Below are 24640 nucleotides of genomic sequence, written 5' to 3'. Positions count from 1 at the left end.
CGTCCCTGTCGGGGTGGTGGGCACCTTCGATGGTCTTGGCGTTGGCCTGCAGGCTGAAGCCTTCCTCCCGCAGCAGGCCGGCGACGGTGTCGGCGGAGACCCGGTGCCCCTGGCGGGTGAGCTCCGCCGCCAGCTTCCGGGTCGACTTCGTCGTCCAGCGCAGCGGCGACATCGGGTCGCCCCGCTCGTCGGGCTCGACCAGCGCCAACAGTGCCGGCCGCAGCCCAGAGTCCAGCTCGGCCGCCTTCTTCCGCCCTCCGCCGGGATGGCGCACCCGCCCCAACGGGGCCTGACCGGATTCCAGTTCAGCCGCCCCACGCGAGACCGTGGCCTCCCGGACCCCAGCTGCAGCGGCGACGATCCTGATGCCTCCATGCCCCAGCGACAGTGCTTCCGCCCCTATGGCCAGTCGACGTTGACGCTCATCCAGATGCGGCAACAGCACCTGGAACTTCGCCGCCAGAACGGCCTCGATCCCCTCCGGTCTCCCCATACCAGACCAACGAGCCCCACAGCTGGAAGCCACGATTTGTTTCCCGGCAAGCCCTAAGCACAGTGAACCCATTGAACCATTTGGACTGGTTTGCGGCTGAATAACTGGAAGCAGTCGGTGCAGCAAATCCAGCCGATATCCAAGCTGAGTGCACAGTCGCCGGATTCGCGTCACATATGGTCGCAAGACGAATCCGCGCGGCACGTGGGGGAGAATTGGATCTTCGACATCAAACCGAGAACTTCGTCAACGCATCCTGGTCCTTGGTGAATTTGAGGGACCTGATCTTCGAGACGCTGAGCCTGCTGTTCACCGAGCTCGAAGAGCAGGGCGGCATGGCAGGCGACGACGATGCCGGCCGCGCATTCGCCGAAGTGTACAAATCGGCAGTGAAGAGCGTCTTCGACTCAGCCGGCCATGCGCACCAGGCCATGGCCACTGGCGCGGGGGCACTCCTGAGGAGTGCTGAGGACTTCATGAAACAGGAGAGCAAGATCTCAGCCAATCTGCTCGAGGAGAGCACTGCCCCAGGGGTCGCCGCTCAGCCCTCCGGGCCGGACTGTGCACCTCGGGCCAGCCATAATGCGGACGACCTGCCCGAGGTGGTGGGCGAGACCAGTTGGACAGATCAGTACCTGCTCAGTACACGATTTCATGGCCAGCGGGACAAATTGCGCAACTCCGCGAAGAGTTGGCGTTCCGCTTCAGCGATCATGGGAGACACGTACTGGGACTCGGAAGCCGCGTGGAAGACCGCAAAGCTCGATCAGGTCGGCGAGACGGCTGACGCAGTCGAGGGCTGGTTCAGGCGACTAGTCGGCAAGACTCCTCCGCCTGGTGAAGTCAGTGACGATGAGACTCTGATCTCAAACCTCTACGCCGCATGCAAAATGCTCGCCAATGCCTGCGACGCCTACGCTGATCACATTGACACTGCGCTCAAGAAAATTCCACAAGAGGACGATCCACTCTTCGGTGACCCGCTACTCATCTGGGAACGTCCAGTATTCGGAGGTGATGGACATGATGGAGGGCTTCACGGCCTGGTCGCAGGAGATACACGTATCGCGGGTCTCGGAAATATTCCGCATGCATTGGACAAGGCAAAGTCACGGGTTACCATCCAACCCCCTGATGAGAGGGGCGGATTCCTTCCTTCTCTGCCGCCATTTATCGGCCCACTGATCCGGTCGCCCTTGATCATACCGGCGGCCTACCGCCCTCCTGTCGGGCCGAGAGTCCAGCCAATACCCCCGCCGGTTCCTCCAGACCCCCGATTTCCACCACTTACAGGAAAAGCCTCGGGCGACTTTCGGGTTTGGCTTAGCTCCCTGCGTCAAGGAGACGTCTCGGGTGGCAAGCCTGCCGAGGTGGCCTACCAAAAGCGCGTGGCAGGCTACCCGGAGTACGAAGTGCCGATTCCTTCAGGGCTCAGCAAGAACAGCACACTCATGGTTGATGGGGTCCGCAGCACTGACGGAATGGCAATCGAAGCGAAGTACGTGAATGACGAAAAGAAGTGCTACCGCACACTCGATGGCCTACGCGAGAGCCATAAGACGGGGAAGAAGGATTTTCTATACGGACCGGATCGCAACGAGCTCCAAAAATACTCCGCCGCGTTGAAAGACCCAAGAAATTCAGAGCTGCGTGGAGTGGAAACAGTTACAAACAGTCAGGACTCAGTCCCCTACTGGCGCTTGATGATGGCCGCATATAAAGTCAAGGGTTACGCACGCCACGCACCGTGATCACTTCGACCTACGCTAGACGAAATGAGCCTCCGCAGTGAAAAAATCCGACCTGGAAGAGCTGGAGACACTGTACATCTTCACACCTTCACCAGGCGACACGTGGGGATTGACCTTCACCCACCTCAAGCAGCACTTGCTTGAGGCCGACCCTGAAGCATTCATTCGCGTGGAAGACCCTCGGGACGGAAACTCACTGGGCAACTCATTCATGTTCTTCGAATTCACTCTCGAGGGAAAAGAAATCGAAGGAATGTCCAAGATTGCCCCGGAGGGCGTTGCGGCCCAAAACTGTACGGCGCGGCAGGCGGCAGATTTTGTGAAATGGCTGAGAACCAGCGTCGCCCCGTCGGGGCATAACATCACGTTCAATACCGAGTGGGGGCTGGAGAGCGAGATCCCGGACACCGACGTGCCCATTGCCGAGAAAAGCGAATTGACCGACCTTTTCCTGGCCCACATCGTCGAGACCGGAGGACTGGAGCAGCCCGGCTCTCCTGGGGGCAGCTAACGGTTATCCGGAAGTCCCAGGAAGACGATCGGCCCGGAGGCCGCAAAGCATCCTGGCTGCGTGGCAGCGCCCGGGTTCACCGAACCGTTGATCACCGCGTACCCGCCGACAGGGCTTGATCAAGTTCCCTGACCCGCCGACGGAACCGGACAGCCGTCCCTGGTCATCCAGGGAGGTACAGCACTGATCCGCGAGGGGGCAGCCATGCAGGTTTCCGGCACGAGTTCGAAAGCACCCTCCGGAGCGGGTGCCGCTCGGCCCATGCGCGCCGGTAATCAACTGTGGGTTGCCGCCGCCGCCAACCTCGGCATCGGGCTGTGCGCCATCGTCCCCGCCCTGTGCATCCGGTGGATCTTCAGGGATTACCTGCCGATGGACTGCTCGGCCACGGGCGCGTCCGTCCACAGCACGGGCTGCGACAGGGAGACGTACGAGGACGGGCCCCTCTACATGTTCGGCGCCGCGATCAGCGGCCTGTTCGTCCTCGGGGTAGCCGTCGTGGTCGATGTCCTCATGCCGCTCCAAGAGCGCTGGCGGATCGACATCTGGCTCCCGATGGCCCTGCTCGTGCCCGTCCCGTTCTTCGCCGGTCAGGCGCTCGGACGGTTCTGACCGGAGGCACGGCCTCGCCCCCTCACGCGCCGGGGGCCTGCCGCGCGCGGGTGTGCGTGGCAGGCCCTCGGGGGCGGCGGCCGTGTGCCGACGCTCAGTCGGTCGACGCGTACGAGACGAACTCGGCCCAGACGCCCGGGGCGAAGCCGAGTTCGGGGCCGGGGATGTTCTTCGAGTCGCGGACGTGGATGGTGGTGGGGGCGGTCGCGACCTCAACGCACGAGGGACCGTCGTTGGTGCTGTAGCTGCTCTTGACCCACGTCAGGCCGGATGTGCGTCCGGCCGAGGGCTTGGCGCTCATGTCTCTCCCAGCAGTTTCTCGATGAAGATTCGCGAGAGCCGAGGCGTGAGCGCCTGGGCCCGGATCATGCCGTAGCGCATCTCAAGGATCTGGACTTCCTTGGGATCGGTGATCAGTCGGCTAGTGAGCTGAACCTCGTTGAGCCCCACAGCAGTACCGTCACTCAGCTTAAGCACCCTGTGCGAGCCGCCCAAGCCCGCGTGCTCCTCGGTCTCGGTCGGCATCACCTGGATCTCGACACGCCTCAACATGCTCAGTTCTAGCAGGTGTTCGAGCTGCAGACGCAACACGTTTTTGCCGCCCGTGGGCCGCCTGAGCGTCGCTTCCTCCTGTACGAAGGTCAGCAGCGGCGCGGGCTGTCGGTCGAAGACCGACTGCCGGGCCACCCTCGCCGCCACGAGGCGATTGACCTGCTCCTCCGTGAACGCCGGGCGCCGCTCCTGATACAGCGCACGCGCATACGCCTCTGTCTGGAGCAGCCCGTCGACGACCTCGATCGCGTACGAACCGAACTCCACCATGCCGGCTTCCAACTTGGCCAGATCGCGGACCTTCTTCGGGTACCGTGCCTCCGCGACGTCCCCCTTCATCGCGGCGATCTTGCCGTTCGCACCCAAGGCCGCGTCCGTCTTGTCCAGGAACTCCGGCTTGGGGATGCGGGTGCCGGCCTCCACCTTGTAGACCAGGTTCTCGCCGTACCCGATCGCCTCGCCCAGTTCCGCAGCGCGTAAGCCCGCCGCCTCACGCCAGAGCCGGATCTGCCGGCCCACCACGGCCATCACGGCCCCCGACTCGTCCTCCGGGTCGACAGCCCAGTCCGGCCCGTCCACAACGCCGTCGCCACTCATGCGCCATCCGCCTCCACCCGTTCGCGGCACCCCGGCGCTGTACGGCGTGGACAGGCCCGCACGACCGCTGGACAGTCACCGTCCGTATGCGCGTCACTCCTTTTCAGGGTAGCGACGGGCGGCCACGCTGAGTGACGTGAACCGAGAAATCACCCAACCTCGTGCACGCAGCGGCCAGTTCGCCGTGCAGCTCTCCGCCACCCGCCGGGGCGCCCGGCTCGCCCGGCTCCTGGCGACCGAGCAGCTCCGTTCCTGGGGGCTGCCGCTGGACGACGCGAGCCAGGTCGTCGCCGAACTGGCCTCGAACGCCGCGCTGCACGGTTACGTACCGGGGCGGGACTTCCGCGTGCTGCTGACGGTCACCGGGGCCACGCTGCGCATCGAGGTGGCGGACGCGCGCGGGGAGCGGCTGCCCCGGGTCCTGGAGCCGTCCGACGTGCCCGAGGTGTACGAGTCCGGGCGCGGGCTGCTCCTCGTCGAGGCGCTGGCCACGCGCTGGGGCGTACGGCAGGGCCCGTTCCCGCGCAAGACGGTCTGGGCGGAGATCGATCTGGGCTGACCGCGACAACGGGCGCGGGGCGACGGAATGCCGGACGCCGGACGTCGGTCCAGCCTCACTTCCGCCAGAACAGGTGGTGCGTCACGCCGCTCGGGCTGGGCACGACGTCCAGGTGGAACCGGTCGCGCAGCTCGTCGGGGGACTCCCACAGCCGGGCCCCCGAGCCGAGCTTCGCCGGCAGGACCACCACATGCAGGGTGTCGACGAGGTCGGCGTCAAGGAACTGCCGGATGGTCGTGGCCCCACCGCCGAGCCGGACGTCCCGGCCCTGCGCCGCCTCCTTCGCCTGGGCGAGCACCGCGGCCGGGTCGCCGTCGACGAAATTGAACGTGGTGTCGGAGAGCGTGAACGACGGCCGCTTGTGGTGCGTCATGACGAACACCGGCGTGTGGAAGGGAGGCTCGTCACCCCACCACCCCTGCCACTCGTAGTCCTGCCAGGGCCCACGTTGCGGACTGAACTTGTTACGGCCCATGATCTCGGCGCCGATGTTGCGGGCGTAGTCCCGCGTGAAGTAGTCGTCCAGACCTCGGCTGCCACCGGGTTCGGAACGCCTGACGGGCGGGTGCTCGGTGGCACTGGCCCAGGCGAACATGCTCCTCGGATCGGCATGGCCGAACGGCTTCTCAAGGCTCTGGCCCTCGCCGGCGCCGAACCCGTCGGCCGAGACGGTGAAGTTCTGGACCCGCAACAGCTGGCTCATACCGCTCCTCCTGCTTCGCGCCTTCTGATCACTTGACGAGTGATCACTTGACGCACGGTAGACGGGCCGGGCCGGGAAAACTCATCGCCGCATCATGCAGTACCCATCGAGTTCCCGCGAAGACCGGAACGCGGGCGTTCGGTCAGCCCAGCGTGCGGGCCCGTTCGACCACCTCGGCAGGGGCCTTGGCGACCGAACCGGTGTCGAAGGGGGGCTCCGGGTCGTACTCGGTGTACAGCTGGATCGCCTGGGCGGTCACCTCGTCGGCGAGCAGGGCGGCCAGCCGGACGGCCATGTCGATGCCGGACGAGACTCCGGCCGAGGTGATCACCCGGTCGTGCCGGACCACTCGCTCGGCGGTGTAGGTGGCGCCGTACGAAGCCAGTTCACCGGCCGCCTCCCAGTGCGTGGTGGCGGTCAGGCCGTCCAGCAGGCCGGCCGCTCCGAGCACCAGCGACCCGGTGCAGACCGAGGTGGTGAAGCGGGTACCGGCATGCATCCGGCGCACCCAGTCGAGGAAATCGGGGTCGTCCACCATCGCCGGGAAGCTGCCGCCGCCGGGGACCAGCAGGACATCGCACCGTTCGACCTCGGAGTAACGGGTCGGGACGTGCACCGGCAGGGGGCCGAACCTGTCTCGTACCAGGCCGGGTTCGGCCGTCACGAACCGCACGGTGGCACCGGGGACGTACGCGAGGATCTCGTAAGGCCCGATCGCGTCGAGCGGCTCGAATTGGTCGAAGAGCGGGATCACTATGTCCATGCGCCGCAGCATATCGGCCGCATGCCCATTGGTCCGGACCTTCGGACATCGACCGGATCGCAGTCACCACGACTCGGTGGACGGCGACCCGGTGGATGACGACCCGGCCGGCCAGGTCGCGGCGGCCCACGACGTAAAAGGCTTTTAAGTACTCGGGAAGAAGAAATCCAACCAAACCAAACCCATCCCGGTGGGCCTCAGCAGGCCCCCGCGCGCACCCGCGACGCGCGCGTGCGCGGCGCACCGTCGCCCGTTCGGTGCTCGTCACTCACACGGGTGAGGTTGGCCAACTGGGCTGGATTTCGACCGGGTTGCCTGGCATATGCTCGCGAAACCAACTTCAGACATGAGACGGCCCCCGCCGGGATTGCCATCCCGTACGAGGGCCTGACCAACGAGGAAGCAGCAGATCTTCCCGATGGATAGCCAGCAGATTATCGCGCCCTCCCACGCCCCGTCAGACGGCCTGTCAGACGGCCTGTCAGACGGCATGTCAGACGCCCCGCCGAGCGCCCCGTCACGTGCTGCCCGCCCGCGCGGCCGGTCCGGTGGCGTCTTACACGTCAACGTGCGCCACACCAGCCACTTCACGGTCGTGGGCAACCACCTCTCCCAGCATCAGGAACTATCCCTGGTTGCGATCGGGCTCGCCGTACACATCCAGTCGCTGCCCGACGGGGCGAAGATCGGCATCAAGTTCCTGGTCGAGCGCTTCCCGGAGAGCGAGTACCGCATCGCCGAGGCCCTGCGCGAGCTGGAGACCAAGGGCTATCTGCGGCGCACCCGCGAACGCCTGAGCACCGGCCGCATGATCACGCGGACGACCTCGTACAACCAGCCGTGCGCGCAGTCCGCCGATCCGCCGGTCACCCTCCCGAACCGCACCGGCCGCACCGACCGCGCCCCAGCCCCGCCCCCGGTTGCCGCACCCGCCCCCGCCCCCGCCGAGGCTCCGGCTCCGACGCCGACGCCGACTCCCGCACCGGCCCCCGTCCCCGTACTCGCGCAGCTACCGCCCCGGCCGCAGACGCCGCCCGGACCGGCCCCGCACGGAGCAGCCTCGGCGCTGCTCCTCGGGCTGCGGCGCGAGGCCGCCGTGCTCGTGCTCTCCGAGAGCGACATCCGCAGCCTCACCCCAGCCGTCACCACCTGGCTCGAACGCGGCGCCACCCCCGCATCCGTCACCCGGGTGCTGACCACCGACCTGCCCGCGCCCCTGAAGTACCCGGCCAAGCTGCTCGCGCACCGGCTGAGCACCCAGCTCCCGGCCCCGGTCCCGGCCGCCCGCGTCTCCCCTCCCCCGGTGCCGCTCCAGAACTGCGACGACTGCGACCGCGCGTTCAGGGCGCCCGCGCCCGGCAGCTGCGGCGAGTGCCTCTCGGAGCTGTCCGCCACCGCGTAGGCGCTTCGCCCGACTCCGGAAGCGATGACCTCGCAAACGGCCCGGCGACTTGCCCGGGTCGCTCCGGCTCCAGGCAGCCGGGCCCGTGCAGAATCTGGCGGGTGGGCGTCGCGGGCCCAGGAGCAGCGGGAAACCGTGGTGCGGGAAGGCCGGGCGGTCAGGGTGATCCATTTCGTTCTGCTCATCGTGTGCGCTGTGGCGATCTACCTCTCCTGCGAGTGGTTCGTCAACGCGGTGGAGTGGCTGGGCCGGCGCCTCGACGTCGGGAAGATGGCGGTCGGGACGATCCTGGCCGCGTTCGGCACCGCGCTGCCCGAGTCGGTCGTCACGCTCGTCGCGGTCACCACGGGCGCCGACGAGGAGGCCAAGAACATCGGCGTCGGCGCGGCGATGGGCGGGCCGCTCGCGCTGTCCACGATCGCCTACGGCGTGACCGGCGCGATGCTGCTCCTGAAGCGGCGCAGAGAGCGCGAACCGGAGCCCGCCGGAACCGACGGAACCGCCGGCCGGGTCCGGGCCCGGCCGGTCGGTGACGAGAAGGACATGAAGCGGCTGGCCAAGGACCAGACGTGGTTCCTGCCCATCTTCGTCGTCAAGGTCGCCCTCGGCCTGGTCGCGTTCGCGTTCAAGCCCGTCCTCGGCGTGCTGTTCTTCGCCGCCTACGCGGCTTACTTCTGGCGCGAGATCCGCAGCGGCGACGACGGCGGGGAGGACGAGGAGCTGGAGCCGCTGAAGCTCCGGCCCAGGGCCGCCACTCCGCCGACCTGGGCCGTCGTCGTCCAGACCCTGGCGACGCTCGCCGTCATCTTCTTCGCGTCCCAGCTGTTCGTGAGGCAGCTCGACGCGATCGGCCCGATGCTCGGGCTCTCCTCCGCCGTCACCGCGCTGCTCCTGTCGCCGGTCGCGACGGAACTGCCCGAGGTCATGAACGCGATCATCTGGGTCCGGCAGGGCAAGACCCAGCTCGCGCTGGCGAACATCTCCGGCGCCATGATGATCCAGGCGACCGTCCCCAGCGGCCTGGGCCTGCTGTTCACCAGCTGGAAGTTCGACGGCGCCCTGCTCTGGTCGGGGCTGATCACCATGGCCGCGATCGTCTACCTCCTGCTGACGATGCGCGCCCACCGGCTCACCCCCGGGCGGCTGGCCTTGGCGGCGCTGTTCTACGCCGTCTTCGGGCTGGGACTCATCCCGATCCTGAGCTGATGCCCAGCCCGCGACGGCCCGCCCGCGACCAGCCGCCGTACCGTGCCGTGCCGTCAGGCGGCTTTGAGCTGGGTGAAGCGGAGGCGGTTGCCGAAGGGGTCACGCAGTCCGCAGTCGATTCCGTAGTCGCGGTCGGTGGGCTCCTCGGTGAACTCGACGCCCTTGGCGAGCAGCGTCTCGTACGTCTTGCGGCAGTCGTCCGTGGTGAGGATGAGCCAGCCGCCCATCGCGCCCTTGGTGACCAGCTCGCGTACCTGCTCCGCCGTCTCCTCCGACATCGCGGGGGCGCCTGGCCGCTCCAGCAGGATCTGGCGCTCGGGGTGGCCGGGGACGCTGACGGCGAGCCAGCGCATGAAGCCCATGTCGACATCGGCGGCGACCTCCAGGCCGAGCTTGCCGACGTAGAAGTCGAGGGCCTGGTCCTGGTCGAGGACGTAGATCTGTGAGTGTGTGATCGCGTTGAACATGTGCTCAACGCTACGGCGGGCGGGGCGGGAAAACTTATCCGTAACTGCTCAGTCGCCGGGCCTCAACCGCTCAGTCGCTGGGCCTCGTCCACGCCATCGTGAAGCACGTGGGTACGCCCGTCGGCACGGATTCCTTGCGGTACGCCCTCGGTGTGCGGCCGACGATCGCGCTGAAGGTACGGCTGAACGTCCCGGTGCTGCCGAAGCCGACCTCGTAGCAGATGTCCGTCACGCTGCGGCCGGTCTCCCGCAGCAGGAACATCGCGCGCTCCACCCGGCGGCGTTGCAGGTAGCGGTGCGGCGTCTCGCCGAACGTGGCCCGGAAGGTGCGCGAGAAGTGCGCCGGGGAGACGTGCGCGAGGCGGGCCAGGGCGGGTACGTCCAGCGGCTGCGCGTACGCGCGGTCCATCGCGTCCCGGGCCCGGAGCATCCGGCGGTTCGACTCCTCTGCGGCGCGGCTCACCCCGCCATCACACCACGCCCGCCCCGGCTCACCGCCCGGCACCGTCCGGGGACCGCAGCCAGCCACCGGCGCGGGCGGTCTCGGTGGCGGTACGGAGCAGTTGCGCGACCACGGGGCGGGCCGTGCGGCCCCGGGTCAGCAGGTGCAGCTCGATCGCCGCGCCCCCGGCCAGCGGCAGCCACACCAGACCGGCGGGCAGCCCGGCCGCGACCGACCGGCCGACCACGGAGACCGCCGTGCCACGGACCACCGGAGTGTGACCGGCGTCGAACGACAGCGGGCGCAGCATCAGCTTCGGGCTGATGCCCGCGCGGTCGAGGAGGGCGGTGATCGCGTCGTAGTGGCCCGGGTTGGCCTCGCGCGGGTGGATGAGGAGGGTCTCGGCCGCCAGTTCGGCGGTGTCGACGGCGCTGCCGGCCGCCAGCCGGTGGTCCGCCGCCATCAGGACACCCTGCGGCTCCAGCCGTAGGAGGGTGCGGACCAGCTCCGGGGTGGGCGGCGGGCAGCGCACCAGGCCCGCGTCCAGCGTGCCGTCGGCGACCCCGGCCAGGATCTCGGCGGTGGACAGCAGACGCGTGGTGGTCGTGAGTCCGGGCAGGCGTTCGGCCAGGGCGGCGAGGAGCGCGGGGGCCGTCTCGTAGCTCGTGCTCATGCTGTACCCGAGGGCCAGCGTGCCGTGCTCACCACCGGCGAATCCGCGCACGTCGCGCCAGAGCCGGTCGGCCTCCTCGCAGAGCACCGCGCCCCGCTCGGACAACACCGCTCCCGCTTCGGTGACTTCCACGGTGTGGGTGTTGCGGTCCAGGAGCCGGACGCCCAACTCCTTCTCAAGTTCGCGTATCTGCCGGCTCAGGGCCGGCTGGGCGATGTGCAGCCGCTCGGCGGCACGGGTGAAGTTACGTTCCTCGGCCACGGCCAAGAAGTAGCGCAGGCGCCGCAGATCTGACATACGCAACAGCATACGAGCGGCTCTGATCTGCGGCCCTGAGCTGCGGTGATGCCGAACTGTTCTGAGCTGATCGGAGACAGGTCTTTCCCTGTCGGCACGGCCTCTCCATAGCCTTCGGAGGCCGGAACACGCCGGTGGAGAAGCCGCACGAAAGGCCGTACGAAGTCATGAGCCTCACCGCTACGAGCAACATCACGGACACCGAGGTCATCCCCAAGGCCGTCGTTCTCGACTACATGGGCGCGCTCGCCGCAGGCGACCTGGACCGGCTGCGCGCCTTCTTCGGCCCCGAGGCCACCTGGACGCTCGCCGGTGACCTTCCGGTGTCGGGCACCTGGACCGGGCCCGACGAGATCTTCGGCTCGTTCGTGGCCCGGATGGTGGAGCGACTGGTCCCGGAATCAATGGAGTTCGAGTTCGTCGGCGTGATCGCGGAGGGCGAGCGGGTCCTGGCGGAGTGGAAGACGCGGGCGCAGGCCCGGGCGGGCGGGCGCTACGACCAGCACTGCCTGGCCGTGTTCACCGTACGTGACGGCCGGATCGCCGCCGTCCGCGAGTACTTCGACACGCTCCACGCCCACACCGTCGTCTTCGCCTGACCCCGCTCCTTCCTTGTCCCTTCATTCCACGACATCCCTTCATTCCGCGACGAGTTGGAGACATCCGATGCGAGCCATGCTTCCCGACGCCGGTGGATCGGTCCTGACCGGTGAGGCTCCGGAGCCCGAACCCGCCGCCGAAGAGGTGCTGATAGCCGTCGAGGCGTACTCCGTGAACCGGGGCGAGACGTTCCAGCTCGACGGCCGGCTCGACCGCCGCCGGCCCGGCTGGCGCCCCGGTAAGGACGTCGCCGGCACGGTCGTACGGGCCGCCGCCGACGGCACCGGCCCGGCGGCCGGAACCCGCGTGGTCGCCCATCCGCCCGCGTCCGGCTGGGCCGAGCGCGCCGCCGTCCCGGTGCACAGCGTCGCCGCACTCCCGGACGCCGTCGACGCGGTGACCGCCGCCGCTCTCCCACTCGCCGGGATCACGGCCCTCCGGCTCCTCAGGGCGGCCGGGCCGGTCGCCGGCCGGCGGCTGCTGATCACCGGTGCGAGCGGCGGGGTCGGCCACTACGTCACCGAGCTGGCGGCGTCCACGGGCGCGGCCGTGACGGCGGTCAGCTCGACGCCGGAGCGCGGCGCCCGGCTGCTGGAGCTGGGAGCGGCCGGCATCGTGACGTCACCGGCCGACGCCGAGGGCCCGTACGACGTCGTACTCGAATCGGTGGGCGGTACCTCGCTGCCCGCCGCCCTGGCCCGACTCGCCCCTGGCGGGCTGCTGGTCTGGTTCGGCCAGGCGAGCCGCACCCCGGTCACCCTGGACTTCTTCGACTTCTTCAAGGGCCCGGCCCAGGCCCGTATCGCCCACTTCGACTACACCCGCGCCGACACGACGTACGCCGCCGAGCTCGCCACCCTGATCCGGCTGGTCGCCGGGGGCCGGCTCCACCCGGAGATCGGCACGGTCCGCGACTGGTCCCGCACCGCCGAGGTCATCGAGGACATCCGGGGCCGGCGGGTGCGGGGGAACGCGGTGCTGACGGTGGGGTGACCGGCGAAACCCGCTGCGTCAGCCCCGCGCCCGGTCCGACGTCTGCTCCGGTACCTGCTCCGATGTCCGTTCCGGGGTCTGCTCCGACGTCTGCTCCGGGGTCTGCTCCCGCGCGTGCAGGAACTCGGCCGCCGTGGCGGCGATGACGTCCGTCACGGCCGCGAGCGCCGGAACGTCCAGCTTCCAGTGCTGCCAGTACAGGGGCACGTCCAGCCGCCGTCCCGGCGCGAGCTCCACGAGGGCGCCCGACCGCAACAGGGGCACCGCCTGCATCTCCGGGACCAGGCCCCAGCCGAGACCGGCCACCACCCCGTCGCAGAAACCCTCCGACGTGGGCACGTAGTGACGCGTCCGCCCGGCGCCCGGGGCGCTGGGCGAGAGGGACCGGACGAAGCGGTCCTGGAGTTCGTCCCGGCGGTCGAAGACGATCACCGGCGCTTCGGACAATGCGCGTTCAAGAGGGGCGGCCGTCAGGTGCTGCTCGGCGAACCGGGGGCTCGCCACCGGCAGGTACCGGGCCAGGCCCAGCGGGCGTACGACGCAGCCGGCGACCGGCTCGGCCGACGACGTCACCGCCGCCATCACCTGCCCCTCGCGCAGCAGCGCCGCCGTATGCGTCTCGTCCTCGCGGTACAGCTCGAAGCAGACGGGCACGTCCTGCGGCACCCGCGTCAGCGCGGTGAGGAACCAGGTGGCCAGGGAGTCCGCGTTCACCGCCATGGGCAGCCGCGCCGGGCCCGCCGCGTCCGCGATGCCCAGCTCCAGCTGCGCTTCCCTTTCCAGTGCGGCCAGTTGGCGCGCGTACCGCACGACCACCTGGCCTGACTCCGTCAGCCTGACCGGCTTCGTACGCATCAGCAGCACCCGGCCGGTGCGCTGCTCCAGCGCCTTGACCCGCTGGCTGACCGCGGAAGGCGTCACGTGCAGCACGGCGGCCGCTGCGTCGAAGGTGCCCTCGGCCACGACGGCGAGCAGCGTGCGCATGTGGTCGGACGGCAGCTCAATCATCACGATGGCTAATGTTACCTAAGAAAGTTTAGCTGTACTAATGATTCGCTGATCCATAGCGTCGATGGCGTGAACAGCGACATCCTCCCGGTGGCCATCGCCGGATTCAGTACGGGCCTCTCCCTCATCGTCGCCATCGGCGCGCAGAACGCCTTCGTCCTGCGCCAGGGCGTGCGCCGGCAGGCCGTCCTCGCGGTGGTCGGCATCTGCGCCGTGTCCGACGCCGCCCTCATCGCCCTGGGCGTGGCCGGGCTGGGAGCCGTGGTGACCGCGTGGCCCGCCGTACTGACCGCGGTCGGCGTCGCAGGCGGCGGCTACCTGCTCTGCTACGGGGCCCTGGCCGCCCGCCGCGCGCTGCGGCCCGCCTCGGGGGCGGCGCTGACGGCGGAGGGCGCCTCGACGGGGTCCGTCCGTACGGCCGTGCTCACCTGCCTGGCCATGACCTGGCTCAACCCGCACGTGTACCTGGACACCGTGCTGCTGCTCGGGTCGGTCGCCGCCGAACGCGGCTCGCTGCGCTGGGTCTTCGGCTTCGGAGCGATCCTGGCCAGCCTCGTGTGGTTCGCCGGCCTCGCCTACGGCGCCCGGCTGCTCAGCGGCATCCTGAACCGCCCCGCCGCCTGGCGGATACTGGACGCCCTCGTCGCGGCCACGATGCTCACGATGGGCGCCATGCTGCTCGCCCGCTCGGTCTCCCACACGTGACCGACCCCACCCCCCGCCCCGTTCGAACTCCCGGCGGACTCCCGCGACAATGAACCCGTGATCACTTCGCCGACACGGAGCACGAACCGACGCGCCGAGCACGCCGCGACGCCGTACGTCGACCTCTCCCGAGCGGAGTGGAGCGCCCTGCGCGACAAGACGCCGCTGCCGCTGACCGCCGACGAGGTGGAACGGCTGCGCGGGCTCGGGGACGTCATCGACCTGGACGAGGTGCGGGACGTCTATCTGCCGCTCTCCCGGCTCCTCAACCTGTACGTGCAGGCCACGTCCGGGCTGCGCGGCGCCCTGAACACCTTCCTGGGGGACGCGGGCAACGGGCACGGGGCGCAGCGCGGCACCCCGTTCGTCATAGGGGTCGCGGGCAGCGTCGCGGTGGGCAAGTCCACCAGCGCCCGTATCCTCCAGGCGCTGCTGGCCCGCTGGCCGGAGCACCCCCGGGTGGAGCTGGTGACCACGGACGGGTTCCTGCTGCCGATGAAGGAGCTCCACGCGCGCGGGCTGATGTCGCGCAAGGGCTTCCCGGAGTCCTACGACCGGCGCGCCCTGACCCGCTTCGTCGCGGACATCAAGGCGGGCAAGGACGAGGTGACCGCCCCCGTCTACTCGCACCTGATCTACGACATCGTGCCCGGTGAGCGGCTCACGGTCCGGCGCCCCGACATCCTCATCGTCGAGGGGCTGAACGTGCTCCAGCCCGCGCTCCCCGGCAAGGACGGCCGCACCAGGGTCGGGCTCGCGGACTACTTCGACTTCAGCGTGTACGTGGACGCGCGGCCGGAGGACATCGAGACCTGGTACCTCAACCGCTTCCGCAAGCTGCGCGCGACGGCGTTCCAGGACCCGTCCTCGTACTTCCGCAAGTACACCCAGGTCTCCGAGGCCGAGGCGATGGAGTACGCCGCGACGATGTGGCGGACCATCAACAAACCGAATCTGGTGGAGAACGTCGCACCGACCCGGGGCCGTGCCACCCTGGTGCTCCGCAAGGGCCCCGACCACAAGGTCCAGCGGCTGTCCCTGCGCAAACTCTGAGCCGCAGGGCCCATCCCCCGAGGAGCCCCGTGCTGCATCTGCGTCTCATCGTGCCCACCGGCCGCACGGACGAAGTCACTGATCTGCTGGAACGGACTGTCGGCACCGCTCATCTCGTGGTGCTGCCGGGGGTCGCGCGTGATCCGGTCGGCGACGTGGTGCTGTGCGACGTGGCGCGGGAGGCGGGCGACGAGCTGATCGGGGCGCTGCGGGAGCTCGGGGTCGACACATACGGGTCGATCACCGTCGAGAACATGGACCTGACGCTGTCCGCACGCGCCGAGCGGGCCGAGGAGGAGGCACCGGGCGAGGGCGCGGACGCGGTCCTGTGGGAGGAGCTGTCGGAGGCGACCCACGAGGAGTCGACGTTCAGCGTCACCTACGTGGCGTTCCTCGCGGTCGCGACGATGCTCGCCGCCTGCGGTGTGATGCTCGACAACGCGATCCTGATCGTGGGCGCGATGGCGGTGGGCCCGGAGTTCGGGCCGCTGGCCGGGATCTCCACCGCCCTGGTGCAGCGGGCGCCGCGGCTGGTGTGGCGCTCGCTGCTGGCGCTGGTCGGCGGTTTCGCCGTCGCGATGGTGCTGACGGCCGGTTTCGCCTGGCTGATGGACCTCTTCGGGCTGTTCGACAGAAAGATGGTCGAGGCGGACCGGCCCAATACCGCCTTCGTCTGGCAGCCGGACTGGATGTCGTTCGTGGTGGCGTTCCTGGCGGGCATCGCCGGGACGCTCTCCCTCACCTCGGCCAAGTCCGGGGCGCTGATCGGCGTCGCGATCTCGGTGACGACCGTGCCGGCCGCGGCCAACGCGGCGGTGGCCTTCAGCTACAGCGACTACAGGCAGATGACCGGCTCCACGCAGCAGCTGCTGGCCAACCTCGGGGGGATCGTGCTGGCGGGAACCCTGACGCTGCTGGCACAGAAGGCCCTGTGGCGGGCGGCCCGCAACCGGGGTGCGAGCGTGGCGCCCACGAACACCGGCGTGAGCTGACACGGGGACGGGGCCGGACCAGCGGATCTCCGCCGGTCCGGCCCCGTCCAAGGCCCCGTCCAAGGCCCCGTCCAAGGCCCCGCCCCAGGCCCCGTCCCGGGGCCCGTCGCTGCCGCTCAGCCCAGCGCGGACTTCACCACGTCGGCCAGCCGGCCCGCCACCGCGCGTGCCTGCTCGATGTCGGCCGCCTCGACCATGACCCGTACCAGCGGCTCCGTGCCCGACTGGCGCAGCAGCACCCGCCCGGTGGCGCCCAGCTCGCGCTCGGCCTCGGCCACCGCCGTCACCAGCTCCGGGGAGGTGGCCACCCGGGACTTGTCGACGTCCGGCACGTTGATGAGGACCTGCGGCAGGCGCTCCATCACACCGGCCAGCTCGGCGAGCGTACGGCCGGTGGCGGCGACCCGGGCCGCCAGCATCAGGCCGGTCAGCGTGCCGTCGCCGGTCGTGGCGTGGTCCAGGACGATGACGTGGCCGGACTGCTCGCCGCCCAGCGCGTAGCCCTCGGCCTTCATAGACTCCAGGACGTAGCGGTCGCCCACCGCGGTCTGGACGAGCTCGATGCCCTCCCGCTCCATGGCGATCTTGAAGCCGAGGTTGGACATCACGGTGCCGACCACGGTGCCCTTGCGGAGCTGCCCGGCGTCGCGCATCGCGAGGGCGAGGACGGCCAGGATCTGGTCGCCGTCGATCTCCTCGCCCGAGGCGTCCACGGCCAGGCAGCGGTCGGCGTCGCCGTCGTGCGCGATGCCGAGGTCGGCGCCGTGCTCGACGACGGCGGCGCGGAGCAGCTCCAGGTGCGTGGAGCCGCAGCCGTCGTTGATGTTCAGGCCGTCCGGGTCGGCGCCGATCGTGACGATCTCGGCCCCGGCGCGGGCGAACGCCTCGGGCGAGACGCGGGCCGCGGCGCCGTGCGCCTCGTCGAGCACGACCTTCAGGCCGTCGAGCCGGTTGGGCAGTACGCCGATGAGGTGAGCGACGTAACGGTCGAAGCCCTCCGCGTAGTCGTTGATCCGGCCGACTCCGGCGCCGGTGGGGCGGGCCCACGGCTCGCCGGTGCGGTGCTGCTCGTAGACCGTCTCGATGCGGTCCTCCAGCTCGTCGGCGAGCTTGTGGCCGCCTCGGGCGAAGAACTTGACGCCGTTGTCCGGCATGGCGTTGTGGCTGGCGGAGAGCATCACACCGATGTCGGCGCCCAGCGCCCCGGTCAGGTACGCCACGGCGGGGGTCGGCAGGACGCCGACGCGCAGGACGTCGACGCCCGCGCTGGCGAGGCCCGCCACCACGGCGGCCTCCAGGAACTCTCCGGAGGCACGGGGGTCTCTGCCGACCACGGCCGTCGGCCGGTGGCCCTCGAAGGTGCCCACCTCGCCCAGTACGTGCGCCGCAGCGACCGACAGGCCGAGCGCGAGCTCGGCAGTCAGGTCCGCGTTGGCGACACCGCGCACGCCGTCCGTGCCGAAGAGTCGTCCCACTGGTGTCCTCCGAAGGTGCTCCGAAACGCAAAAAACAGACCAGGCAGTCCACGAGCGTATGAACGTCTTATGCCGTTATATGCCCGAGGCTGTCAATAAACGAACGCCCCGGCAGCACGAGGTGTGCCGCCGGGGCGAACGAGTAACGCTGATGAGCAGGCGGTTTAGCGCTTGCTGTACTGCGGGGCCTTACGGGCCTTCTTGAGACCGGCCTTCTTGCGCTCGACCGCACGGTCGTCGCGGGAGAGGAAGCCGGCCTTCTTCAGCGTGGCGCGGTTGTTGTCCTCGTCCGCCTCGTTCAGCGAACGGGCGACACCGAGGCGCAGGGCACCGGCCTGGCCGGAGACGCCGCCACCCGAGATGCGGGCGATGACGTCGTAGCGGCCGTCGAGCTCGAGCACCTTGAACGGCTCGTTGACTTCCTGCTGGTGCACCTTGTTGGGGAAGTAGTCCTCAAGGGTGCGACCGTTGATCTTCCACTTGCCGGTGCCCGGGATGATCCGGACGCGGGCGATGGCGTTCTTGCGACGGCCCAGGCCGGCCGCGGGCTGCGGGTCGCCGAAGCGGCCCACGAGCGACTCCGAGGTGTAGTCGCCCTCGACGGGCACCTCGGACTCGAAGGTGGTCACCTCGGCGAAGGTCTCTTCGCCCTCGGTGACCTCGGTGCCCTCGACGGGCGTCTCTGCAGTGGTCTCGGCCACGATTCTCCTCAGATCTTTCTGTACGTCTTAGGGGGAGGCCGGAACTACTGCGCGACCTGGGTGATCTCGAACGGGACCGGCTGCTGAGCAGCGTGCGGGTGCTGGTCGCCCGCGTAGACCTTGAGCTTCGAGATCATCTGGCGGCCCAGAGTGTTCTTGGGGATCATGCCCTTGATGGCCTTCTCGACGGCCTTCTCGGGGTTCTTCGCGAGAAGCTCGTCGTAGCGCACGGAGCGCAGACCGCCCGGGAACCCGGAGTGGCGGTACGCCATCTTCTGGGTCTTCTTGTTGCCGGAGAGGTGAACCTTCTCGGCGTTGATGATGATGACGAAGTCGCCCATGTCCATGTGGGGGGCGTAGATCGCCTTGTGCTTGCCTCGGAGGAGGTTCGCGGCCGTGGTGGCCAGACGGCCCAGGACGATGTCCTCGGCGTCAATGATGTGCCACTGGCGAGTGACATCGCCGGGCTTGGGGCTGTACGTACGCACTTCGTAGCCTTCGCTTCTTCAGTGGATGGGGTCCATACACACGACACACCTCTGAAGCGATCATGCAGCTGGGGCTCACAATGCCGGGAACGACACCCGTATGCGAGCCACTGGTAACTGCTCCAGAGAACCTACGCAGGGGCGGTCCTTCGTGCGAGAACGACACGGCCCATACGTATAACAAACCTCGACACTACCCGCCGCGCCCCGGGCCGGTCAAAACGCCCCGGCCCGCCCAGGCCGCTACCGGGCCCGCTCCACCCGCCGCTCGTCCCACACCGGCTCCGCCGTCTCCCGTACGACCCCGTCCGAGCCGAAGACCAGGTACCGGTCGAAGGACTTCGCGAACCAGCGGTCGTGGGTGACGGCCATCACCGTGCCGTCGTAGACCTCAAGGCCGTCCTGGAGCGCCTCGGCCGACTCCAGGTCCAGGTTGTCGGTCGGCTCGTCCAGCAGCAGCGCCGTCGTGCCGGCCAGTTCCAGCAGCAGGATCTGGAAGCGGGCCTGCTGGCCGCCGGACAGCTTCTCGAAGGGCTGGTCCCCCTGCCGCTCCAGCTCGTACCGCCGAAGCACGGACATCGCGCCGCCCCGGTCCTTGGCCTGCTCCGTCCACAGGATCTCGACCAGCGTCTTGCCGAGCAGCTCCGGGTGGGCGTGGGTCTGCGCGAAGTGGCCGGCCACCACCCTCGCCCCGAGCTTCCACTCCCCCGTGTGTGCCACCGTCTCGCCGGCCAGCAGCCGCAGGAAGTGCGACTTGCCCGACCCGTTCGATCCGAGGACGGCGACCCTCTCCCCGTAGAAGATCTCCAGGTCGAACGGCTTCATCAGACCGGTCAGCTCCAGGTTCTTGCAGGTCACCGCCCGCATCCCGGTCCGGCCGCCACGCAGCCGCATCCGGATGTCCTGCTCCCGGGGCGGCTCCGGCGGCGGGCCGGCGTCCTCGAACTTCTTGAAGCGGGTCTGCATCGCGTGGTAGCGGTTCGCCATGTCGGGGCTGTTCGCCGCCTGCTGCCGCATCCGCAGGACGAGCGCCTTCAGCCGGGCGTGCTCCTCCTCCCAGCGCCGCAGCAGCTCCTCGAAGCGCGCGAACCGCTCCTTGCGGGCCTGGTGGTACGTGGCGAAGCCGCCACCGTGCACCCACACGTCACTGCCGGCCGCGCTCGGCTCCACGCTGACGATCTTCTCGGCGGCCCGGGACAGCAGCTCCCGGTCGTGGGAGACGAACAGGACCGTCTTACGGGTCTCCTTCAGCCTCTCCTCCAGCCAGCGCTTCCCGGGGACGTCCAGATAGTTGTCCGGCTCGTCGAGCAGCAGCACCTCGTCGGGGCCGCGCAGCAGCGCCTCCAGCACCAGGCGCTTCTGCTCACCGCCGGACAGCGTGCGCACCTCACGCCACTGCGCCTTCTCGTACGGGACGCCGAGCGCCGCCGTCGTGCACATGTCCCAGACGGTCTCGGCCTCGTACCCGCGCGCCTCGGCCCAGTCGCTGAGCGCCTGCGCGTACGCCATCTGCGCGGCCTCGTCGTCCACGGTGAGGATCTTCTCCTCGGCCCGGTCGACGGCCTGCGCGGCCTCGCGGATACGGGGCTGGGCGACGGAGACCAGCAGGTCGCGCACCGTGCGCTCGTCGCGGACCGAGCCGACGAACTGCTGCATCACGCCGAGCCCGCCGCTCACCGAGACCGAGCCGCCGTGCGGCTGGAGCTCACCGGCGAGCAGCCGCAGCAGCGTGGTCTTCCCGGCGCCGTTCGCCCCGACGAGGGCGACCACCGCGCCGTCCGCCACCCGGAACGAAGCATCGCCGAGCAGCACCCGCCCGTCCGGTAGGTAGTACTCCAGATGGCCTGCTTCAAGATGTCCCATGCAGAGCATTGTCACGGCCCGCCAGGCTATGGCCCAACCGGTTTCACGCGGCGCTAGGATTCGCCGCATGAGCTTTGGGCAAGGGGGGCCCTCCTGGGGGCCAGGGGAGAGCGGGACTCCGGACTGGGCGGCTCTGGCCGATCAGTCCGCGTCACGGACCAGGCGCAAGCGGTGGCTGATGATCGGCGGGGGCGCGCTCGCCACCGCCGCCGTCGCGGCGATCGTGGCAACGGCGGTCATCAAGACCGACAAGGACGACACCAGCGCCTCCGGGGGGAAGGACGCGAGCCAGCTGCCGTCGGCGACGGACCTGCCGAGCCAGACCGCCGAGCCCGAGCCGTCCTTCTCCGCGGTGCAGCCGCCGCCCCCGCCGGACCCGAAGGACTACATATCCGACGTGAAGAAGGACCGGGCGCCCGTCAGCGCCGACGCCTTCTTCCCCGGCAAGCAGCTCAAGATGGGCGACCGCGTCTACGCCAAGGGCGCCACGGCCCGCACCACCAACTGCGCCGCCACCACCCAGGGCGCACTCGGCTCGATCCTCGTCAACAACGGCTGCGACCAGGTCATCCGGGCTACGTACAGCCGCGGCGGCGTGGCCGTGACCATCGGGCTGGCGGTCTTCGAGACCGAGGCCCAGGCCAAGAAGGCCGCCCAGCAGGCCTCCGGCTCCATCGCGTCACTGAGCGGCGCCGGTGTGCCGACCTTCTGCCGAGGCGGCGCCGTCTGCCGCAGTACGACCAACTCCTACGGCCGGTACGTCTACTCCGCGATCAGCGGCTTCACCAACGGCAAGAGCGTCACCAAGGCCGACAAGAACGTGTTCACCGTGGGGAACGACCTGACGGACTTCACGTTCCGCCAGATCCGCCACCGCGGCGAGGTCCAGGCCTCGGCTGCCGCCACCGCACCCACCACCTGACCCCGCCGCCCGCCGCACGGGGGCCGTCCGCTCAGCAGCAGCCGGCCCCCGGCAGCGTCCGCACGTTACGGGCCTCGACAGCCCGCGCGGCCAGCAACTCATCGGCCGGGTAGGCGACTTCCTCCAGCGTCAGCCCGTGCGGCCGCACCACGTGCACGCCCGGGTCGCGCACCCGGGCCGCGAGCACCTCGGCCGGCCAGGCAGCCGGACGCCGCCCGTCCCCCACGAACAGCGCGGCCCCGATCAGCGCCCGCACCATGTTGTGGCAGAACGCGTCGGCCTGCACGGTCGCCGTCATCACGCCCGACGCCTCATCACGCGCCCAACTCAGCTCCTGCAGCGTCCGGATGGTCGTCGCACCCTCGCGCTTCTTGCAGTACGCGGCGAAATCGTGCTCCCCGGTCATCCGCGCCGCCGCCTCGTTCATCGCGCCGACGTCCAACGTCCGGTCGTGCCACAGCACATGACCCCGGATCAGCGGGTCCACGCCCCCCGGCCGGTCCGCCACCCGGTACGCGTACCTGCGCCACAGCGCCGAGAAACGCGCGTTGAACCCCGTCGGCGCCTCCGCGATCCGCATGATCCGCACATCGGGTGCCATCCGCCCGGCCATCCGCCGCAGCAGCTTGTCCGCGTGCTCGGCCCACACCCCGGCCGGCAGGTCCACGTGCGCGACCTGGCCGCGCGCGTGCACCCCGGCGTCGGTGCGCCCTGCCACCGTCAGGTCGTACGTCCGCGAGGAGCGCGTCACGGTGCGCAGGGCGTCCTCGATCTCGCCCTGGACGGTGCGCCGGCTCGTCTGCTTCGCCCAGCCCGAGAAGTCCTTGCCGTCGTAGGCCAGGTCCAGCCGCACCCGTACGAAACCGGGCTCCACTACGTCACTCACCAGCGATCCTCTCAAGATCCGTACACAGCACACGGCACACAGCAGAACGGGCCCGCACCGCCCCGAAGGGTGATGCGGGCCCGTCCCGTGGTCTCAGAACGCTCAGGCGTCCTTGGACTCCGCGTCGGCGTCGGCCGGCTTGGCGTCCTCGACGGACTCGACCGGGGTCTCGTCCTTCTTCTGGGCGTCTTCCTTGACCGCACGCTTCGTGGCGGCCTCGGCCTCACCGGTAGCGGCCTGCGCCACGGTCAGGGCCTCGACCAGCTCGATGACGGCCATCGGGGCGTTGTCGCCACGACGGTTGCCGATCTTGGTGATACGGGTGTAACCACCGGGGCGGTTCTCGTACCGCGGGGCGATCTCGGTGAAGAGCGTGTGCACGATGCCCTTGTCCGTGATCGACTGCAGCACCAGGCGACGGTTGTGGATGTCGCCCTTCTTCGCCTTGGTGATGAAACGCTCGGCGACCGGACGCAGACGGCGGGCCTTGGCCTCGGTCGTGGTGATGCGGCCGTGCTCGAACAGCGACTTCGCGAGGTTGTTGAGAAGAAGCTTCTCGTGCGCAGCGCTGCCGCCCAGACGGGCGCCCTTGGCGGGCTGAGGCATGGTATTTCTCCTTGTGTGCTGCACCGGCCGTATCAGGTACCGGTGTCAGTTCCCGCGCGGCGGTCGCCACACGGAAGTTCAGGTGCCGGAAGGCCCGAGCGAATTCAAGCCCGTCCGGCAATCGAGGACAAAGCCCTCGCCCGGTCCGGGGCACGCATCAAGGACACGCACCCCGGCCGGAGGCGACTCAGTACTGCTCGGTCTCCACGAAACCGGCATCCGCGTCGTCGTCCGCGCCGAACGCGTCGGCGGCGGCGGTCGGGTCGAAGCCGGGAGGCGAGTCCTTCAGCGCCAGGCCCATACCGGCCAGCTTCGCCTTGACCTCGTCGATCGACTTCGCACCGAAGTTGCGGATGTCGAGCAGGTCCGCCTCGGAGCGGGCCACGAGCTCGCCCACCGAGTGGATGCCCTCGCGCTTGAGGCAGTTGTACGAGCGGACCGTGAGCTCCAGCTCCTCGATCGGCAGCGCCAGATCGGCAGCGAGCGCGGCGTCCGTCGGCGACGGGCCCATGTCGATGCCCTCGGCGTCGATGTTGAGCTCGCGCGCCAGACCGAACAGCTCGACCAGGGTCTTACCGGCCGACGCCATGGCGTCACGGGGACGCATGGCCTGCTTGGTCTCGACGTCGACGATCAGCTTGTCGAAGTCGGTGCGCTGCTCGACACGGGTCGCCTCGACCTTGTACGTGACCTTGAGCACCGGCGAGTAGATCGAGTCGACCGGAATCCGGCCGATCTCCTGGCCCACCTGCTTGTTCTGGACGGCCGAGACGTAGCCGCGACCGCGCTCGACGGTCAGCTCCATCTCCAGCTTGCCCTTGCCGTTCAGGGTGGCCATGACGAGGTCCGGGTTGTGGACCTCGACACCGGCCGGCGGGGCGATGTCGGCAGCGGTGACCAGGCCGGGACCCTGCTTGCGCAGGTACATCACGACCGGCTCGTCGTGCTCCGAGGAGACGACCAGCTGCTTGATGTTGAGGATGAGGTCGGTGACGTCCTCCTTGACACCCGGCACGGTGGTGAACTCGTGCAGAACGCCGTCGATCCGGATGCTGGTGACAGCGGCGCCCGGGATCGAGGAGAGGAGCGTACGGCGAAGAGAGTTACCGAGCGTGTAGCCGAAGCCCGGCTCCAGCGGCTCGATGACGAACCGCGAGCGGAACTCGTCGACGACCTCTTCGGTCAGCGACGGACGCTGAGCGATAAGCATGTGTGAATCCTTCAGTCGTGGGCGACCACTATTTGACGCCCGACAGATGAAACAAGGATACGGGCGGCACACCCCCGTAGGGGGCATACCGCCCGTACCCACGCTACTGA

At 69.3% G+C, this 24640-nt stretch carries 27 protein-coding genes and 1 pseudogene; 12 read left to right on the top strand and 16 right to left on the bottom strand.

Features of this window, described 5'->3' with window-relative positions; genetic code table 11:
* Positions 1-493, bottom strand: a pseudogene (locus ACGFU6_RS20705) (ISAzo13 family transposase); the annotation flags it as partial.
* 176 nt (positions 494-669) lie between these two features.
* Between ACGFU6_RS20705 and ACGFU6_RS20700 the strand changes: the two are divergent.
* The 3 genes from ACGFU6_RS20700 to ACGFU6_RS20690 all read left to right on the top strand — a co-directional run bounded on the left by ACGFU6_RS20700 (position 670) and on the right by ACGFU6_RS20690 (position 3367).
* Positions 670-2244 carry a restriction endonuclease fold toxin-2 domain-containing protein gene (locus tag ACGFU6_RS20700; RefSeq protein ID WP_393612633.1) on the top strand — a complete coding sequence of 525 codons (1575 nt, stop codon included), beginning with the start codon at positions 670-672 and terminating at the stop codon, positions 2242-2244.
* A 37-nt stretch (positions 2245-2281) separates the two neighbouring features.
* Positions 2282-2755 carry a hypothetical protein gene (locus ACGFU6_RS20695; protein WP_393612631.1) on the top strand — a complete coding sequence of 158 codons (474 nt, stop codon included), beginning with the start codon at positions 2282-2284 and terminating at the stop codon, positions 2753-2755.
* A gap of 261 nt (positions 2756-3016) precedes the next feature.
* Complete coding sequence (locus ACGFU6_RS20690; protein WP_393612630.1) at positions 3017-3367, top strand: hypothetical protein; 351 nt, start codon at positions 3017-3019, stop codon at positions 3365-3367.
* A gap of 94 nt (positions 3368-3461) precedes the next feature.
* On the opposite strand, the gene ACGFU6_RS20685 is transcribed toward ACGFU6_RS20690, so the two are convergent.
* Positions 3462-3668 (bottom strand): DUF397 domain-containing protein, encoded by a 207-nt coding sequence (locus ACGFU6_RS20685; protein WP_393612628.1) that lies wholly within the window; start codon positions 3666-3668, stop codon positions 3462-3464.
* The gene (locus tag ACGFU6_RS20680; protein ID WP_393612626.1) at positions 3665-4516 is read right to left on the bottom strand and encodes a helix-turn-helix domain-containing protein; all 852 of its coding nucleotides are present in this window, start codon (positions 4514-4516) and stop codon (positions 3665-3667) included. The genes ACGFU6_RS20685 and ACGFU6_RS20680 overlap by 4 nt, the downstream gene beginning before the upstream one ends.
* 136 nt (positions 4517-4652) lie before the next feature.
* Here ACGFU6_RS20680 and ACGFU6_RS20675 point away from each other — a divergent pair, with 136 nt between their 5' ends.
* A complete protein-coding gene (locus ACGFU6_RS20675; RefSeq protein ID WP_393612625.1) occupies positions 4653-5075 on the top strand; it encodes an ATP-binding protein in 423 nt (140 codons plus the stop codon).
* Positions 5076-5130: 55 nt separating this feature from the next.
* Here the strand turns inward: ACGFU6_RS20675 and ACGFU6_RS20670 are convergent, their stop codons facing one another.
* Complete coding sequence (locus tag ACGFU6_RS20670) at positions 5131-5778, bottom strand: dihydrofolate reductase family protein (protein ID WP_393612623.1); 648 nt, start codon at positions 5776-5778, stop codon at positions 5131-5133.
* A 142-nt stretch (positions 5779-5920) separates the two neighbouring features.
* Positions 5921-6541: a DJ-1/PfpI family protein gene (locus ACGFU6_RS20665; RefSeq protein WP_393612621.1), complete on the bottom strand. Its 621-nt coding sequence runs from the start codon at positions 6539-6541 to the stop codon at positions 5921-5923.
* A gap of 490 nt (positions 6542-7031) precedes the next feature.
* Between ACGFU6_RS20665 and ACGFU6_RS20660 the strand changes: the two genes are divergently transcribed.
* Complete coding sequence (locus ACGFU6_RS20660) at positions 7032-7943, top strand: helix-turn-helix domain-containing protein (protein WP_393612620.1); 912 nt, start codon at positions 7032-7034, stop codon at positions 7941-7943.
* Positions 7944-8105: 162 nt separating this feature from the next.
* Positions 8106-9149, top strand: a complete 1044-nt coding sequence (locus tag ACGFU6_RS20655) for a sodium:calcium antiporter (protein WP_393612618.1) — start codon at positions 8106-8108, stop codon at positions 9147-9149.
* Between the two features lie 53 nt (positions 9150-9202).
* On the opposite strand, the gene ACGFU6_RS20650 is transcribed toward ACGFU6_RS20655, so the two are convergent.
* From ACGFU6_RS20650 to ACGFU6_RS20640, 3 genes are all read right to left on the bottom strand, one after another.
* Positions 9203-9616, bottom strand: a complete 414-nt coding sequence (locus ACGFU6_RS20650) for a VOC family protein (RefSeq protein WP_393612616.1) — start codon at positions 9614-9616, stop codon at positions 9203-9205.
* Positions 9617-9686: 70 nt separating this feature from the next.
* Positions 9687-10079: a helix-turn-helix domain-containing protein gene (locus ACGFU6_RS20645; protein WP_393612614.1), complete on the bottom strand. Its 393-nt coding sequence runs from the start codon at positions 10077-10079 to the stop codon at positions 9687-9689.
* 28 nt (positions 10080-10107) lie between these two features.
* Positions 10108-11028, bottom strand: a complete 921-nt coding sequence (locus ACGFU6_RS20640; protein ID WP_393612613.1) for a LysR family transcriptional regulator — start codon at positions 11026-11028, stop codon at positions 10108-10110.
* A gap of 167 nt (positions 11029-11195) precedes the next feature.
* On the opposite strand from ACGFU6_RS20640, the gene ACGFU6_RS20635 reads away from it, so the two are divergent.
* Positions 11196-11627 (top strand): nuclear transport factor 2 family protein, encoded by a 432-nt coding sequence (locus ACGFU6_RS20635; protein ID WP_393612611.1) that lies wholly within the window; start codon positions 11196-11198, stop codon positions 11625-11627.
* Between the two features lie 67 nt (positions 11628-11694).
* Positions 11695-12621, top strand: coding sequence for a zinc-binding dehydrogenase (locus ACGFU6_RS20630; RefSeq protein WP_393612609.1), 927 nt, complete (start codon positions 11695-11697; stop codon positions 12619-12621).
* 18 nt (positions 12622-12639) lie between these two features.
* Here ACGFU6_RS20630 and ACGFU6_RS20625 read toward each other — a convergent pair whose 3' ends face one another.
* Positions 12640-13629 (bottom strand): LysR family transcriptional regulator ArgP, encoded by a 990-nt coding sequence (locus tag ACGFU6_RS20625; RefSeq protein ID WP_393612656.1) that lies wholly within the window; start codon positions 13627-13629, stop codon positions 12640-12642.
* A 69-nt stretch (positions 13630-13698) separates the two neighbouring features.
* Between ACGFU6_RS20625 and ACGFU6_RS20620 the strand changes: the two genes are divergently transcribed.
* Genes ACGFU6_RS20620 through ACGFU6_RS20610 form a run of 3 tightly spaced genes read left to right on the top strand, consistent with a single transcriptional unit; the run spans position 13699 to position 16379 of the window.
* Positions 13699-14334 (top strand): LysE/ArgO family amino acid transporter, encoded by a 636-nt coding sequence (locus tag ACGFU6_RS20620; protein ID WP_393612607.1) that lies wholly within the window; start codon positions 13699-13701, stop codon positions 14332-14334.
* 57 nt (positions 14335-14391) lie between these two features.
* A complete protein-coding gene (gene coaA / locus ACGFU6_RS20615; protein ID WP_393612605.1) occupies positions 14392-15387 on the top strand; it encodes a type I pantothenate kinase in 996 nt (331 codons plus the stop codon).
* Positions 15388-15416: 29 nt separating this feature from the next.
* Positions 15417-16379, top strand: coding sequence for a DUF389 domain-containing protein (locus tag ACGFU6_RS20610; RefSeq protein ID WP_393612604.1), 963 nt, complete (start codon positions 15417-15419; stop codon positions 16377-16379).
* Positions 16380-16495: 116 nt separating this feature from the next.
* Here the strand turns inward: ACGFU6_RS20610 and glmM are convergent, their stop codons facing one another.
* From glmM to ACGFU6_RS20590, 4 genes are all read right to left on the bottom strand, one after another.
* Positions 16496-17854 (bottom strand): phosphoglucosamine mutase, encoded by a 1359-nt coding sequence (glmM, locus tag ACGFU6_RS20605; RefSeq protein ID WP_393612602.1) that lies wholly within the window; start codon positions 17852-17854, stop codon positions 16496-16498.
* A 164-nt stretch (positions 17855-18018) separates the two neighbouring features.
* Positions 18019-18555, bottom strand: coding sequence for a 30S ribosomal protein S9 (gene rpsI, locus ACGFU6_RS20600; protein ID WP_393612600.1), 537 nt, complete (start codon positions 18553-18555; stop codon positions 18019-18021).
* A 44-nt stretch (positions 18556-18599) separates the two neighbouring features.
* Positions 18600-19043 carry a 50S ribosomal protein L13 gene (gene rplM / locus ACGFU6_RS20595; RefSeq protein ID WP_024490227.1) on the bottom strand — a complete coding sequence of 148 codons (444 nt, stop codon included), beginning with the start codon at positions 19041-19043 and terminating at the stop codon, positions 18600-18602.
* A gap of 243 nt (positions 19044-19286) precedes the next feature.
* On the bottom strand, positions 19287-20906 hold the full coding sequence (locus ACGFU6_RS20590) for an ABC-F family ATP-binding cassette domain-containing protein (RefSeq protein WP_393612598.1): 1620 nt from the start codon (positions 20904-20906) through the stop codon (positions 19287-19289).
* Between the two features lie 67 nt (positions 20907-20973).
* Between ACGFU6_RS20590 and ACGFU6_RS20585 the strand changes: the two genes are divergently transcribed.
* Positions 20974-21828, top strand: a complete 855-nt coding sequence (locus tag ACGFU6_RS20585) for a hypothetical protein (protein WP_393612596.1) — start codon at positions 20974-20976, stop codon at positions 21826-21828.
* 31 nt (positions 21829-21859) lie between these two features.
* On the opposite strand, the gene truA is transcribed toward ACGFU6_RS20585, so the two are convergent.
* The 3 genes from truA to ACGFU6_RS20570 all read right to left on the bottom strand — a co-directional run bounded on the left by truA (position 21860) and on the right by ACGFU6_RS20570 (position 24530).
* Positions 21860-22714 (bottom strand): tRNA pseudouridine(38-40) synthase TruA, encoded by an 855-nt coding sequence (gene truA, locus ACGFU6_RS20580; RefSeq protein ID WP_393612594.1) that lies wholly within the window; start codon positions 22712-22714, stop codon positions 21860-21862.
* A gap of 102 nt (positions 22715-22816) precedes the next feature.
* A complete protein-coding gene (gene rplQ, locus ACGFU6_RS20575; RefSeq protein WP_123524181.1) occupies positions 22817-23320 on the bottom strand; it encodes a 50S ribosomal protein L17 in 504 nt (167 codons plus the stop codon).
* Positions 23321-23507: 187 nt separating this feature from the next.
* Positions 23508-24530 carry a DNA-directed RNA polymerase subunit alpha gene (locus ACGFU6_RS20570; RefSeq protein WP_024491600.1) on the bottom strand — a complete coding sequence of 341 codons (1023 nt, stop codon included), beginning with the start codon at positions 24528-24530 and terminating at the stop codon, positions 23508-23510.
* Positions 24531-24640 lie beyond the last annotated feature (110 nt).

Origin of the sequence: Streptomyces sp. NPDC048462, from assembly GCF_043200175.1 — a bacterium.
Classification (GTDB): Bacteria; Actinomycetota; Actinomycetes; order Streptomycetales; family Streptomycetaceae; genus Streptomyces.
Note: the sequence above shows the minus strand (reverse complement) of the source record. Positions and strands in the feature narration are given on the sequence as shown.